Here is a 15,800-nt window from a genome sequence, read left to right on the forward strand (position 1 = left end):
AAATCCTCCCCTCTCACCAAAGCAGATTCCATACAAGGACAATGACGGAAACTGCAACAAATATCCAATCCAGCGCCTTCATCTTCACTTCAAGGAAACTGCTTCGGGGATGGTCTTTATCAAATCCACGAGCCATAACTGCTGCGGACATTTCATCCACAATCGCCGAACTTTGCAAAAGAAACGGCACTAACATATTTTCCAGCATATACAGAGGGCGACGCAGTACATTTTTTATGGACAGAGCCATTCCACGCAGACGCATTGCCTGTGTGATGACCTGCCATTCCTCTGTCAGCGTGGGCACAAAACGAAACATGACCGCTATGGGAATAATGACCACATTTGGCAGGTGCATCGCCATAAACGCGCTGATATATTGTCCCACGGTTGAGGTTTTCGTGACAATATAAAAGGCGCCAAACAGAGGAAGCAAAAACCGAAGCACATGGCACAACAACAGGGCTACATATTGGGGCGGGCCGGACAATCTTCCCACCACAAACAAGTCACATAAGAACATAACTGCAAATGTAATGGAAACATTCAACGCCCACTGCCACTTTTTACAAATCAGCATTGTAATACCGCAAAACAGAAGCAGGGCAATCTCCTGAATATACGTCATACCTGAAAAAGTCGAGAAGCAAGCAGCGACAAATACCGCCAGCTTGCTTCTCGGATCTAACACAGTTCTTGAATTTTTCTGCGTCATTACGCAACAATACCGGCTTTCACAAAATGCTTGCTCAGAATACGCTTACCGAACAGACCGCCCAGAAGTCCGCCCAACAGAGCCAGTGCAATGAATACTACAATAATCCAATTCGGAGTCAGAGAATCGAGTGTAGCAGCATACTCAGCCCCATAATATGTAGTGCAGATGGAAAGAAACGCATCTTTCGCAATCAAAATTGCAAAGAACGGGCCCATCGAGGTCAGGTTAAACACACAGTAGCTTGCGATAAGAGCTTTGGCAGAATTGCGGCGTTTTCCGGCTACGATAAGTTCTGCAATCACGCCCCATACGATAGCGGCAATCAGCGGATAAAATGTAGCCATAGAGGTAATCAGTCCTACAAGCACAGCGAGAATAAAAATAGAGCCGGTGCGGGGGACTTTCAATGCATACAGCATATACACCGAGCCTAATATAATGCCGGCAATCAGCGGTGTTGCCAGATAGAGTATTGGAACGATAGGCAGTATCATTGACGATAATACAGTGAGCAGGACAAGGTAGATTGCTCCGAATGCACCTGCGGAAATTAAGTCTTTTGTAGTAAGTTTTATTTTCATAACGACACCTTCGCTTTCTTGAAAATGGCAGGAGATTCCAAGCCATTTCATTTTTATGTAGTATGCAGTATGCAGTTAGCATCTCCTAACCACAACACATTTTAAACGAGATACGACTGCTTCATCTACCCCGAACAGTCGCAGCAATACAAAAATAATCCAAAAGGTCAAAGAAAATGGAGTGCCATACATGACACTCCAATCTATTGTTCTTCATTCTGTTTTCGATATTCCAAAGGTCTCTTTCCCATGACGGAGAAAAACGCCTCTGTAAACTTACTTGGATTCTGATACCCCATTGCCGCCGCAATTTCGATTACACGCTGCTTTGTTTCCAACAGCAATTTTGCAGCTATGTGCATCTTATATCTTTTCAAATAGACATAAGGGGTTTCGCCATAAACCTGTTTGAAGCTGGTTTTCAGTTGCGTCAGGCTGATTTCATGCTCTGCCGCCAGCTCCTTGAGGCTGACAGAATGTTCCAAATCTTCAATCAGATGGTTCCTGACATGTTTAATCTTTTCAGTCAATGGTTTCGCCATATATTCGTGATTTTCTTCCAGAACAGTCTGCCTGGCCTGGAAATGATACAGCAGCTCCAATATTTTCAGGCGCAAATATGGCAACTCCGGTTGAGTAAGGCTGCGATACAATTCTCTGTATATATGTTCCACATTCTCATTACGTCGAAACACCATACAACGAGTATCCAGGGAATATTTTCTGGTCAAAATATCTGTATCTATGCCGAAGCTGTTCAATTCCGGTACTGTTTTGCATAGCCGTGGATAAAGAATTATGGTGGAACCGGAGTAATAATTCAAAGGGAAGGATGAGGCAATGGGAGAATGTAAAACATTATTGATTGCAATATCGCCTTCACCCATATACGCACAGTTTCTGTTGTCAAAAACACATTCAAACCGCCCTTTGAAGCAATGGTTTATGCTGATGACATCCTGCTCCATACCATCCTGATAACAGGTTTCACTTTCAAAAGTTGTTATCATCAGTTGAACACCGGGAAACACATCATACAAATGAATATCCGCCCTTCCGTTCTTCATAGGATAAATGATGTCCGTAATGAAGGCTTCCTCTCGCCTTATTATTTCCTTATCTATCAAATATTTTAATTCCTGCATTGTGCTCTCCTTGTTTTGAGAGATTGTGTTCTTAATTCTTGGGTTAGATATGACTAATCTCCTGACAATTATTATAGTGCCTTTTGCGGGCAAATTCGATACCGCACAAGCATTTTAAGAAAGCAAAGTTACTATAGAGTCAAAATAATACTATAACTCTTTTATGAAAAAGAAGTGAACAAAAAAAGCAGAGCCAAAGCTCTGCTCTTTTCATCTTACTGCTGAATTCCAAAACGCTTATTGAACTTATCAATTCTACCCTTAGCAGCTGCTGCCTTCTGGTTTCCTGTGTAGAACGGATGACACTTGGAACAAATTTCCACGTGAATTTCCGGCTTTGTGGAACCTGTCACGAAGGTGTTTCCACAGTTGCAGGTTACGGTTGCCTGGTAGTAGCTTGGATGAATGTCTTCTCTCATTTTTTCCCTCTTTCTGCATGGTTTCCAATCATGCGCATTCGTCTATCCGCAATCGGATTACTTGGTTTTCATAAAGCAAAATCCGCTTTAGCCAAGATACGATACCACAGAAAAGAGAAAGGCGCAAGAGCTGTTTTCCTATTCTCTTTCCTAAAACATGTTTTCCTATTCTCTTTCCTAAAACGGTATTTTTCTCTTGACTTTTAAGTTCTTACTTTTTTTGCGAAAAGATATCTTCTTGTTTCCGCCTTAGTTAGATGGAATCCGAAGAATAGTTCGGTGCCTCTTTCGTGATATGAATATCGTGCGGGTGAGATTCCTTCAAGGACGCGGAGGAAATCTTTACAAACTCGGAAGTTTCCTGCAAGGTCGGAATGTCCTTTGCTCCGCAGTAGCCCATACCGGCGCGTAGTCCTCCGACATACTGGAAAATAGTATCCTCCACCTTGCCCTTATAGGCTACTCTTCCTTCCACGCCTTCCGGAACCAGCTTCTTCGCTCCGGCCTGGAAGTAACGGTCAGAAGAACCGTTTTTCTGCTTCATGGCGCCAATGGATCCCATTCCGCGGTAAACCTTATATTTTCTGCCTTGGAAAAGTTCGAACTCACCGGGTGCTTCATCGCAGCCTGCAAATACAGAGCCCATCATAACCGAGGAGCCTCCGGCAGCAAGGGCCTTCGTCACATCTCCGGAATACTGAATTCCGCCATCTGCAATAATGGGAATTCCGTATTCCTTGGCAACGGCATAGGCGTCCATTACTGCGGAAATCTGCGGTACACCGATGCCGGCAACCACTCTGGTTGTACAGATGGAACCCGGTCCGATACCGATTTTAATACAATCCGCACCGGCTTCAATCAATGCCTTGGTTGCCTCTTTAGTTGCCACATTTCCGGCAATCACCGGAAGATCCGGGAATTTTTCCTTCAAACTGCGAACGCAGGTAATGACATTTTTGGAATGGCCATGGGCCGAATCCAGTACAATAACATCCACATGCGCATTAATGAGCTCTTGTGCTCTGTCCAAGACGTCCATGGTAATCCCGATAGCCGCGCCGCAGAGAAGTCTTCCCTGCTTATCCTTTGCCGCATTGGGGTATTTTATCTGCTTTTCAATATCTTTTATGGTGATTAAGCCCTTTAAATTTCCTTCCTCATCCACAATGGGGAGCTTTTCCACCTTGGCACGGGCCAGTATGGACTTTGCCTCCTCCAAGGTTGTGCCTTCCTTTGCCGTAACCAGATTTTCAGAGGTCATGCAGGCGGAAATCGGACGATTATAGTCTTCTTCAAACACCAAATCACGATTGGTGATGATTCCGATCAACTTCTTGCCTTCCGTAATGGGAACGCCGGAAATCCTAAACTTTGCCATTAAATCATTGGCATCCTTCAGACTGTGATCCTTGGTAAGGGAAAAGGGGTCGGTAATTACGCCATTTTCCGAACGCTTTACCATATCTACCTCTTCCGCCTGTTCGGAAATAGACATATTCTTATGGATGATTCCGATTCCTCCGCATCTGGCCATCGCAATCGCCATATGATGCTCTGTTACGGTATCCATTCCCGCCGAGATAAAAGGAATATTCAATCGGATATTCTTGGTCAAATTGGTGCTTAAGTCCACCTCATTCGGAATAATATCGGAATAATGCGGAACCAGAAGTACATCATCAAATGTAATACCTTCTCCAATGATTTTTGCCATATTTCGCCTCTTTTCTTTAGCCAGATGAACCCACAGAAAAATATTTTTTCAGTACTATAGCATAGGCTTTTTGGAAAAACAATATTCTTAAACCCGGAAAGACCGGAAGGTGAAATTTTCTTCAACATTCACGTTTTGCGACATCTTAATACTCGTGACTCAGCAGAAAATCCGCCATGTGAACCATCTTTACCCCATTCACATTTCCCCCTGCCAAGTCATCCAGTGTCACCACGTACTTCGGATAATGGTCCTTAAGTTCCAAAAGATTCGTTAGTTCCCGATCCGAATCCTCCGGCAGATTCCGGCAGACCTGTACATAGATTCGCTCATCCCGCCGAACCGCTACAAAATCAATTTCCTTCGTCTCATTTTTCCCGATATAAACCTCATAGCCTCTTCGTTTCAGTTCAAAGTACACCAGGTTTTCCAGCATGGAATCAACGGACTTGGGATTAAAACCCATCATACAGTACTTTAAGGAAGAGTCCGCCAGGTAAAATTTTTCCTGTGTTTTCAGGACAGATTTTCCCTGTAAATCATATCGGGGACAGCGGTAAATCACGAAGGCTTTTTCCAGATAGCTTAAGTAGTTGTAAATGGATTCAATGGAAAGGGAACGCCCCTCACTTTTTAGAAACTTGGCGATGGCATTGGCGGAAAAGGTTTTTCCTACATTTTCCACCACAAATTTAACCACACGCTGAAATAAATCCAGGTTTACAATCTTGTATCGCCTAGTAATGTCACTGTTAATGACGGAGTTATAGATTCCTTCTACAATCTGATAGGCGGAGTGTTCTTCAAAATTGCTGCGGGCCACGATGGGAAAGCCTCCCATACGAATATAGTCCTGCAAGAGCTCCTTTTTAGAACGGGAATCTCCTTCCTTAAAACGTAAATACTCGGAAAAAGACAGGGTGTAAACCGGAATAGAAATATACCGCCCTGTTAAATAGTCGGAAATCTCTCCGGACATCAGCTTGGAATTGGAGCCCGTCACATAAATGTCGGTGTTTGCGTCCTCCAAAAGACTGTTTATCGCCTTTTCCCAGCCCGTCACTTCCTGCACCTCATCCAGCAGAAGATAATAGCGATCATTATCCCGCATTAACCGCTTTATCCCCTGATACATCTCCTTACTGCTCATGCCCTCTTCCAACTCTTCCGAGGTATAACGCAGGCTAATGATATGATCTTCCGAAATTCTGCTCCGAATCAGCTCTTCCTTGAACATTTCCAAAATGGTGGATTTTCCGCATCGCCGAATTCCCGCCAGAATTTTTACCAAAGGCATATCCCTGTACTGCTTAAGTGTCTGCAAATATTCAGGACGATCTATTCTATTCCGCTCTTCCATACCGTTCTCAGCTCCTTATAAGACTTTCTTTTAACTGATATTATACCACAACAATGCAGAAAAATGTTCTTGTTTCCATAAGTTTTTACCTCTTAACAATAAAAAATTTCTATTTTTTACTCCTTTTTTACTTTATATTCAATATTGCCGAAAGAATCAGGGACGTAGTGAATCCCTGCTCTATTCCTCATACAAAAAATGAGGCTGTAAATCAAAATAAAAGCAATTTTCGGCAATATAGGTCTGAATGCAGGGGTAGTCTGAGCCCATCAGTACTTACTGAAAGCGAGTAGAGCGAAGCTTGAAGTTAGTACTGCTATGAGGCGAAGCTAGCGAGAGCGTGCCCCTAATTCAGACCTATATTGCTTAGAAAATTATTTTGATTTTTACAGCCTCAGTTTTATATTTTAGTGTAAGCCTTTATTCTTTCGGCTCATCCGGCTTGATTTCTTCTTTAATGACTTCCGTCCTGATAATTTCCCTGGTGATGACTTCCGGCTTACCGCCTTCCGGATTTGCTGCTGCAAGCTTTAGCGCTTCCTTCTTCTTTTTCCAGCCTTTAAAGAGGAGGAACTGGCAAAGGAGGTAAAGTAACGCAAAAAGAATGTCAACACTTAAGAAAATCTTATCCATATTACTCATCTTGCCGGTAGGATCTCCGTTGTCATAGACGCCGCTGTTGGCTACCGTATAAAGAATGTTCTTACATGCCTTTCTCATAGCAAGAGCGGCAGTTGCGCTCTTGTCTGTAAACTTGTTGGAGTCTGCCATAGCAAAGCCCAGCATCAGGTCATTTCCGTTTCGTACGGACTTATCGGAAATCATATAGCCGTAGGAACCGTCATAGTCGGTAATGACCATACCTTGGAAGCCCCACTCTGTACGAAGCACATCGTTTAAAAGATTGGGGTTCGCACTGCATGCAACGGTTCCAATGAAGTTGAAGGAGGACATCATGGCCTGAATATTGCCTTCGTACTTCTTCAATCCGATTTCAAAGCCCTTCAGATAATTCTCACGAATCGTCTGCTCCGTTGCGAAAGTCAAAAGGAAAGCACAACGGTTGGTTTCCTGATCGTTCAAGGCAAAATGCTTCAAATACGGGTACACCTTATACTTAATCGCCCCGTTCATTTCCGCTGCCGCAAGGTTTCCGGACAGTACGCCGTCTTCGGAGTAATACTCAAAATTTCGTCCGGCAAAGGCACTTCTGTGGGTATTTGCCGCAGGGCCGTACCAGCCGTAGTAGCCTGCCGCCTTAAATTCTGCCGCAATGGCTTCTCCTATCTCGCCCAAAAGCTCTCTATTAAAGCTCTGCGCCATCAGGATTTCTCCCGGGAAGGAGGTACCGTAAACCTGGGTAATGAAGTTGTTCAATCCTGCAGGACCGTCACACTCCACCGTTGCCGGCTTACTGATGGACTTAATGGCCGCAGTCTGCCAGCCGCCCACATTGATTAAGGTAGCCATATCGTCAAAGCTCATCTGATCCAAAAGCTTGTCCCACTTTTCGTCATCGTAGGAGGCGCCTACAAGGTCATAGAGCTTTAAGCCGTTCTTTTGCTCCATATTCGGCATGGTGTCCGTTGCATTGTCATACTTTGTCGGATCATAGTAAGCAAAGGACTGCTCTTCCACTGCCTTACGGGTAGCATCGTCCATCACATAGGCATCCTCGGAAAGAGGACCGCAGGCCTCTTTGTAATTGGCAAAATGATCCTTACGGGAAAGAACGGTGAACTTTCCTCTGGTGTAGTCTTCAAAATGATTGACTGCCGCTACCTTGTCGCTTTCTCTCTTATTTTTCGAGTAGTCGATATCCGCCGCTACCGTGAAGCTTTCCGATGCGATTTCCTTGTGGGAATTTTCCCGAATAGAAATCTTATAGTCTCCCGCTTCCAGAATATATCCGCCGCCCTTTACCTTGATACCCTCCGAATCATAGGAGGCAAGGTCTTCTTTGTTAATGGTAAAGGACAATTTTTCCGACTCACCGGGATTAAGCAGCTTCGTTTTTCCGAAATCAATAAAATTGACTGTGGATTTCTCGATGCCGCCGTTATAGTACGGAGGGGTAAAATAAACCTCTACCACATCTTTTCCGGCTACCTTACCGGTATTTTTCACCTCTACATCAAAGCTCAGCTGATTTCCGTTATCCTTAAAGTTCTCCATGGACTGGGTAAAGCTCGTGTAGGAAAGACCGTAGCCGAAGGGGTACTGCACAGTATCTTCGTAATTCAGGAAACCTTCTTCTGCTGCAGTTTCATAGAACTTGTAACCGGTGTAAATGCCTTCCGCATAGTTTACGAAGGAAATGTTTCCTTCCGCAGATTCGTCTGCCGCCACAATCGCCTTCTTTAAATCGTCCACATTGGAATAAGCATGGTTTCCGATGTTATTAATGTAGGGAGTCTGCTGCAAATCCTTCACAAAGGTATCCACAGTTCTTCCGGAAGGGTTTACCTCTCCCTTCAAAATCTCACCCAGAGCGGAAAATCCTGTTACCCCCGCACCGGGAGCCCAAATCATGGACTTAATCTGCTTATAATCATCCGCAAAGCCAAGCTCCATGGGGTTATTGGCATTGACAATTAAAACTACCTTATCGAAATTTTTACAAACCGTATCCAGCATATCCTTTTCCGGCTTGGAAAGCTCCAGATAGGACTGTCCTTCCTCAAAGTCCGGTGTGGAACCGTTGTTCTTATAGGAGGCACCGAAGTAACCGTACTTATCCGGATTTACCGATACTTCCTTCGCAATATTGTACTTACCGTCAATAATGGCACGCATATCCATGGGAAGGTCTGCACCCTCTCCGCCGGATCTGCCCAATACTACAACGGCCACATCGGAAAAGCTCTTCGCCTTATTCATCAGATCATCCGTATAGTAATCCGCTGTCGGTTCGGGAAGACTCCAATCCTGCTCTTTCATGTTCAGACCCTTAGAAACTCTGCCGTCCTGATACTTCTTATACATCTCCGTAAGGTCGGAATTTAATTCATAGCCTGCATTCTTAAGAGAATCCAAGATTCCTTCATTGTTCGTGGTATCGGAAGAACCGGAACCTGTTCCGCCGTAAATCGGTGCGGTGGATGCCCAGCCGAAGACATTTAACTTCTTTTCGTCTTGGAGAGGAAGCAGGGAGTCATCATTTTTCAGAAGCACAAATCCCTCTTCTCCCACCTTCTTTACCACTTCTTTACTGTGATTCCTTGTTTCTTCCGGAATCGTCACCTTGGAGGCATTTAAAAATCCGGAGACATTGCTGTGCATCGGACCATAGGCAATAAGATTCCCCACGAACACCAGCACCAGGAAGAAATTCAACACTGCCTGAAAACGCACAAAACGCTTATGCTGTTTTTTGATGATGCTTGCAAAAATCAATATTACAAGCATTAAAATAAGGGCAATCAAAACCGCTAAGATATAGCCCTGCAGGGTGGTAATGTAAGACTTTAAATCCGCCTCGCTGACCCCCAGACCGAAGAAAAACGGCCCTACTGTTTTTAAGAGAAAATCAACCATTCATACTCCTTTCTACCCTTTAACTTATGCAGAAGTCCAGCATAAGAGATACTATCTTTCACTATCTGACGAATTGCATCTTCAAAACAAAGTCTGCACGTAAGATAGTTTAGATTTCTTTTGATTCTATCGGCTACGATTCTCATTTTCCTTTTGGCATAATCCAGAACTTCATCGTAGGATAACTTAAAAGTACCTGCACAACAATATTCACGATATTGGCTAAAGTCGGCGCAAGGGCAGCCGAAATCCCCATCTTGATGAAAAGGCTTTGGCTGTAACCCGGCAGTGCCGCAGAAACCAGCACAAGGAAAACAGCAAAAATCACATACTTCGGGATGGCCTTTTCGAAGGCTGCATCGGACTTAAAGACCAGATTCTTCTGCACGAAGAAGTTTACCGTCTGGGCCAATGCCGTTGCCAAGAGAAAGCTTAAAAATCCGCAAAGCATCAAGCTCTCCGGGCTGGTGTAATCGAAGACGAGAAAGCGAAAGGGCGTCGTCTTCCAAGCTGTAAAAATCACCCCCGTGCACAGCCACATCATGATGAAATTGGTCACGGTAGCGCAGTTGGAAAGCAGGTTAAAGAGGATAAATTCCCAAAGATTCGGATGTGCCGCAATCCATTTTTTTATGGCGTCCATTCTTTTCCTCCTTCCAAGGCTTGTTCATAGGCCTTATTCTCCTTGCGGTTTCTAAACCATCCGCCGATAAGTCCGCCGATTCCTTTAAAGAAATGGCCGTTTACCACCTTAAGCATTGCCCTTGCCATCTCCATGCTGACATTTCCGGCGCTCATTTTGGCAATGGCACGGAAGGGCATATTGTAAATGAAAAGAATATTTAAATCCGGCTTGCCTTTACGCTCCGCCTCTTTCTTTTTTCCCTCTAAAAATTTAAACAAGAGCCTTGCCAATCCGCTCTTTGCATAATACATCTGGCAAATGGCATCATTTTCATCCAATTCTCCGCTCCAGCTGCTGTCCGGAATCGGATATCCCAAGAGCTTTTCGAAACATGCATCGGAAATCTCGGTGACTTTTCCGCTAAAGTAGGGCTCCAAGCCCCCTTCCTGATAGGGAAGCTTGTCCGTAGTGGCTGCCTTTTCGATACTTCCTTCCAAACGGATATCCGTAAGAGAGGCCCCTACCATAATCCGGTATACTCCCCCCTCTACTTCAAAGCGCTTCGTTACATTGTTCCAGTAGCGGAAGCTCTTATCATCAAAGGGAATCTCCACCGCCTTCGTCTCTCCGGCTTTCAGGAAAACCTTGCTAAAGCCCTTTAACTCCTTTTTTGCCCGGAAAATCTTGGAATCCGGAAGGCCGATATAAAGCTGTGCGATTTCCGCTCCGTCCCGCTCTCCGGTATTCTTAATCTGAAAACGAACCCCATCTTCCGTTACTTCCAGGTCACTGTACTGAAATTCCGTATAGGAAAGTCCATAGCCGAAGGGGAAATGCACCTTGGTATCCGTGGTATCGTAATAGCGATAGCCCACAAAGATGCCTTCCCGATATTCGGAAGCTTTCTCCTTTGCCGGATAATAACGATATTCCGGCCCGTCTTCTCCCCGAATCGGATAGGTTTCTGCAAGCTTTCCGGAGGGGTTTTCCCTTCCTGTTAAAAGGTCAAAAATAGCACCTGCTCCTGCCTGTCCCCCTAAGTAACTATGCAACAATGCCTTCAAATGGACGCTGTGTCCCATGGTTACGGCGGCACCGGCACTTAAAATTCCCACAATATTGGGGTTCACGGTCTGCAAACGGGAAAGAAGAGCAATCTGGTTATTGTTGATTTCCATGTGCTCTCTGTCTAAGCCCTCCGATTCGCTCATTTCATCCAAGCCGAAGAAGAACAAGACAAGTTCAGCATTTTTCGCAAGCTCCAGAGCTTCTTTTTCCAGCGCAAGGTCCTCGCCCCCATGGCGGAGGAAGCCCTTGGCCATGCCTACCACCTCAATTTCCGGATATTCTGCATGCAGTTCAGCAGCAATCTCAAGCTTTGTGGTATTCACCACGGAGGATCCTGCCCCTTGGTATCTTGGGGTAAAGGCAAAGTCTCCGATAATGGCGACCTTAGCTCCTTTTTTCAAGGGAAGGGTATTTTCTTCATTCTTTAAAAGCACTGCCGTTTCCAAAGCCGCCTTTCTGGCCAGGCTATGATGTGCTTCGATATCAAATTCCGCCTTCTTATCCTTTGCAGACTCTTGAGTCTCAAAAATTGCGGAAAGCAGTTCGTCTACCCTCTCATCAATCTCCGCTTCCGTGCTTTCTCCCTCCTTCACGGCACGAAGAAGGATTCTTGCAGAGTCCAGTCCGGGATTCGGCATTTCCAGATTGGATCCGGCCTTTACTCCCGCGGTGTGATCGTTGGATCCGCCCCAGTCCGTAATCACGATGCCCGGAAATTCCCAATCTCCCCTTAAAATGTCCTTTAAGAGATGTTCGTTTTCATTGGCATAAATGCCGTTCACCCGATTATAGCTGGTCATAATCGCCTTGGCTTTTCCCTCTTTTACCGCAATCTCAAAGCCGGTGAGATAGATTTCCCGAAGGGTTCGCTCATCCAAAACCGCGCTCATGGCCATTCTTCTGGTCTCCTGGCTGTTCACGGCAAAGTGCTTCACGCAGGAATAGACTCCCTCACTCTGGATTCCTCTGGCATAGGAAGCCGCCATCTTTCCGGCAAGGTAAGGGTCTTCCGAAAAATACTCAAAATTTCTTCCGCAAAGAGGACTTCTCTTGATATTTAAGCCCGGGCCAAGAAGCACATTTACGTCCTGCACCTTGGCTTCTTCCCCAAGAGCCTTTCCGACCGCTTCTCCCAAATTCACGTCCCAGCTGTTGGCGATAGATGCCGCTGTGGGAAAACAGGTTGCCGGAAGAGAGGCGTTTAATCCCAAATGATCTCCCGCTCCTGCCTGTCTACGAATACCGTGGGGGCCATCCGAACAGGTCATGGACGGAATATTGAGCCGCTTTACCTCTCTTGTGCTCCACTCGTCCTTTCCGCTTAAAATGGCGCATTTCTCCGTCAAAGTCATTTGCTGAATTACTTCGGTATATTTCATATCTTTCCCTCCAAAAGAAGAGACACCCCACTCTATCACAGGTCAAGTTCCACCTAAAAAAACTGTTTACATTTTATCAAAAATAATTTTTATCCACAAGATAATTCACATGGCTTATTTCACACCACTTTGTAATTTCCATTTCACCTCATATCCCTACAAAGGACTATCGAAGGCTTCCGATATGATATAGGGAAAGGGGCTCTAAATAGCAAGAGAATAAGTTGATTATATGCAAATATAGGTCTAAAAAGGGGGGACTAGCATAACGTAAAAAAGGAGGCTAAAAAAGCCTCCGAAGTGATTTTCTCTGATTTGAGAAGGAAATATTTTTATCCTAAAACCGGCCATGGAAAATTACGCATACAGGCTTTCTAAGGAAATCAAAGCCACGTCATCCCGGGAAATTGCTTCAAATCCGCTTTTGGAAAGGAAGCCGTAACGATAGCATTGCAAGCCGCATTCCTGCACCTGTGCTATCTCTTTTTCTATTTCCGCCTTGCTAAGAGGCTTATCTTGAAACTTTACTTCATAAAAAATATAACCCTTAGGATCGTAGGTGACAATGTCGAACTCCCCGTTTCGCCGTTCTTTCGGAATGTCGTAGTAGTACCTGCCTATTTTTTCAAAGGGCTCCTCCATAAGTCCTGCCCGATTCTGCCGAATTAAATATTGTTTTCCTATCGTCTCAAAACGCTTCGGCACATAGGCATTTTCAAAGTCCTCCTGAATATATCGCTGATAGAAAATATCCGAATTCATCACGTTTAACTGAGAGCTGTAACGGAAAATATATTGATAATAAAACAAGGACATGGGGTCACTGATATAATATCCGGACTTCTTTCGGTTATTTTCATCATTGATGGGCGCCGCCTTCTCCACAAGCTCCATACGAATCAGCTTATCCAGCACATCCACCAAAGTAGGACCGCTGGAAACATGGGACTGAGACAGGATATCGTTAAAACGAGAAAATCCCTTTGCCATAGCCTCAAAGACTTCATTGGCATTCACAATTTTCGCAATTTCCGACTTAAGGTACATCAGTACTTCATTTTCCAGTCTTGCACCGGGAGAAGCAATCAACTCTATAATATTCTCCTTTACAGACCTGTCTTCCTGAATCAAACGATTATAATAGGGAATTCCGCCAAAAACGCTATAAAGCCTCACCTTATCCTCGTCGGAAAAATGGGGATAAAACTGTGCTGAATCATAGTAATCCATGGGCTTTAACTTTAAAACCAAATCAAAACGCCCAAATAAGGGATTCTCTTTTTCTATCAGTTTCTGCATGGTGTCCACAAAGGAACCGCACAAGGCCAATTTCAATTTACTCCGGTTTCGATATTTATCAATCAGTGCCTGCAAAACACTGTCCATGCCCTTCAGCACATCACTAAGATAAGAATATTCATCCAAAATCAAAAGAATATTCTCTTCCGTCGCTTTTTTTAAAAGAAAATCCAGCACTTCCTCCAGGCCGGAAAAGGAAATTCTAGGATAGCCAAACTCTTCCGAAAGTAAAGTCGCCAAGCTTTCTACATTGTTCATTTCCGAAGTCTGCTTACACTCGTAATAAATCCTTTTCCCCTCAAAGAACTGCATGGAATGTTTCATCAGCTCGCTTTTTCCAATGCGCCTTCTTCCGTATAACAGAAGAACTTCCAGGCCGGGAGACTGATACAAGCCTTTGATTTTCCGTACTTCTTCCTCTCTTCCGATAAATTTCATTTTATTCGGTCACCTCCGATTCGGTTACTTCCGAATAAAAATTATCATATCCTTTTTAAGATGTAAAGCCAAAGAAGGAAAAGAGTAGGGACTGTAAAAAATCAAAAGAGTTTCTAAGCAATATAGGTCTGAAATTCTCTTCATTATTTTAATTTTTTTACAGCCCTTTGTCCTTGTCCTATTCCACCGGAATCCCGATATCCTTTCTGTATGTTGCTCCTTCGAAATGGATTTCTCCGATATGGGCATAAATCTTCTCCCGGCAGGCGGAAAGGCTGTCTCCCATGGTGGTGACGGAGAGCACTCTTCCTCCGTCGGAATAGGCTGCACCCTCTTCCAGGACAGTATTGTTATGGTAAACAAAGATAGTCGGCTCGGTAATTTCTCCCGTAATCTGCTTATGCTTTTCATAGGCGTGAGGATAGCCCTTGGAGGTCATCACCACCGTCATACAAGCTTCCTCCGACCACTGAAAGTCTTCCCTACGGAGACTACCGGAAATCACCTTATCCATAAGAAGCAGTAAATCACTCTTGAGCCTTGGCAAGATTACCTCTGTCTCCGGATCTCCAAAACGGACGTTAAATTCCAGAATCTTCGGCTCTCCCCCCATTATCATAAATCCGATAAAAAGAATGCCGCTGTACTGAAGCCCCTCCTGCTCCAGTCCATAGGATATCTTCTTAAGAACCTTTCCAATCTTCTCCTTTAATTCCGCATTAAACAGCTCGTTGGGAGAATAACAGCCTACCCCGCCGGTATTGTCCCCCAGGTCTCCGTCATAGATTCGTTTATAGTCCCTCGCCGATTCCAAAGGAAATAGCTGATTTCCGGATACCACGCAAAGAAGGGATGCCTCTTTTCCATCCAGAAATTCCTCTATGACCACCTTCTTCGCTTCTTCTCCGAAAATCTTTTTCACAAAAAGATCCTCTAAATACTGCCTTGCTTGCGCTAGCTCCTGAAAAATCCCCACACCCTTTCCGGCGCAGAGGCCGTCCGCCTTAATCACAAGGGGATAGGAAAAGTCCTGCAACGCCTCCACCGCTTCTTCATAAGAAAATACCGTTTTGTACCGGGCAGTGGGTAAGTCATATTTCTCCAGGAAACGCTTCGTAAAATCTTTGCTTCCCTCCAATTGCGCAGCCTTTTTTTTCGGGCCGAATGCTTTTACGCCTACCCCTTCCAGTTCATCCACAAGGCCTTCGCACAAGGGCTTTTCCGGGCCGACAACAACAAAGTCCACGTGCTCCTTTGCAAATCTTACTATTTCCTCGTTGTTCCCAAGGGAAAGATTCTCTGCATAGCGGGCTGTCCCCGCATTTCCCGGACAGCAATACAGCTTTTCGCAGAGCGGACTTTCCTGCAACTTTTTACAGAGCGCATCCTCCCGACCGCCATTTCCCACAACCAATACGCGCATGGTCTACCTCCCATTGTTAAGTCATGGAATCTTGATTCCTGAAAACCTGAATACCTCAAAACTTATTCCCTTGAAATCTGCGTTCCTTGAC

11 protein-coding genes are annotated in these 15,800 nt (G+C 44.7%); all 11 read right to left on the minus strand.

The genetic code is table 11. The annotated features are described in order from the left end of the window. Window positions 1–13 precede the first annotated feature (13 nt). The 11 genes from HMPREF9624_RS06545 to purD all read right to left on the minus strand — a co-directional run bounded on the left by HMPREF9624_RS06545 (window position 14) and on the right by purD (window position 15,709). A complete protein-coding gene (locus HMPREF9624_RS06545; protein WP_009537073.1) occupies window positions 14–715 on the minus strand; it encodes an energy-coupling factor transporter transmembrane component T in 702 nt (233 codons plus the stop codon). After that, window positions 715–1,299, minus strand: coding sequence for an MptD family putative ECF transporter S component (locus HMPREF9624_RS06550; protein ID WP_009537074.1), 585 nt, complete (start codon window positions 1,297–1,299; stop codon window positions 715–717). Before HMPREF9624_RS06550 ends, HMPREF9624_RS06545 begins: the two co-directional genes overlap by 1 nt. Before the next feature lie 203 nt (window positions 1,300–1,502). After that, window positions 1,503–2,444 carry a helix-turn-helix domain-containing protein gene (locus HMPREF9624_RS06555; RefSeq protein WP_009535680.1) on the minus strand — a complete coding sequence of 314 codons (942 nt, stop codon included), beginning with the start codon at window positions 2,442–2,444 and terminating at the stop codon, window positions 1,503–1,505. Window positions 2,445–2,659: 215 nt separating this feature from the next. After that, window positions 2,660–2,863: a 50S ribosomal protein L31 gene (gene rpmE, locus HMPREF9624_RS06560; protein ID WP_009428743.1), complete on the minus strand. Its 204-nt coding sequence runs from the start codon at window positions 2,861–2,863 to the stop codon at window positions 2,660–2,662. A 253-nt stretch (window positions 2,864–3,116) separates the two neighbouring features. Further along, window positions 3,117–4,580, minus strand: coding sequence for an IMP dehydrogenase (gene guaB, locus HMPREF9624_RS06565; protein ID WP_009537075.1), 1,464 nt, complete (start codon window positions 4,578–4,580; stop codon window positions 3,117–3,119). 145 nt (window positions 4,581–4,725) lie between these two features. Next, complete coding sequence (locus tag HMPREF9624_RS06570; protein ID WP_009537076.1) at window positions 4,726–5,940, minus strand: ATP-binding protein; 1,215 nt, start codon at window positions 5,938–5,940, stop codon at window positions 4,726–4,728. 420 nt (window positions 5,941–6,360) lie between these two features. Then, window positions 6,361–9,477 (minus strand): glycoside hydrolase family 3 C-terminal domain-containing protein, encoded by a 3,117-nt coding sequence (locus HMPREF9624_RS06575; protein ID WP_009537077.1) that lies wholly within the window; start codon window positions 9,475–9,477, stop codon window positions 6,361–6,363. 142 nt (window positions 9,478–9,619) lie between these two features. Then, window positions 9,620–10,120: a polysaccharide biosynthesis protein GtrA gene (locus HMPREF9624_RS06580; protein ID WP_009537079.1), complete on the minus strand. Its 501-nt coding sequence runs from the start codon at window positions 10,118–10,120 to the stop codon at window positions 9,620–9,622. Continuing rightward, entirely contained in the window at window positions 10,108–12,549 is a 2,442-nt protein-coding gene (locus HMPREF9624_RS06585; protein ID WP_009537080.1) for a beta-glucosidase family protein, read from the minus strand. Before HMPREF9624_RS06585 ends, HMPREF9624_RS06580 begins: the two co-directional genes overlap by 13 nt. A gap of 357 nt (window positions 12,550–12,906) precedes the next feature. After that, on the minus strand, window positions 12,907–14,286 hold the full coding sequence (locus HMPREF9624_RS06590) for an ATP-binding protein (RefSeq protein ID WP_009537081.1): 1,380 nt from the start codon (window positions 14,284–14,286) through the stop codon (window positions 12,907–12,909). A gap of 178 nt (window positions 14,287–14,464) precedes the next feature. Further along, window positions 14,465–15,709, minus strand: a complete 1,245-nt coding sequence (purD, locus tag HMPREF9624_RS06595) for a phosphoribosylamine--glycine ligase (RefSeq protein WP_009537082.1) — start codon at window positions 15,707–15,709, stop codon at window positions 14,465–14,467. Window positions 15,710–15,800: the final 91 nt, after the last annotated feature.

The organism is Oribacterium asaccharolyticum ACB7, from assembly GCF_000238075.1.
In the GTDB taxonomy this organism is placed as follows: domain Bacteria; phylum Bacillota; class Clostridia; order Lachnospirales; family Lachnospiraceae; genus Oribacterium; species Oribacterium asaccharolyticum.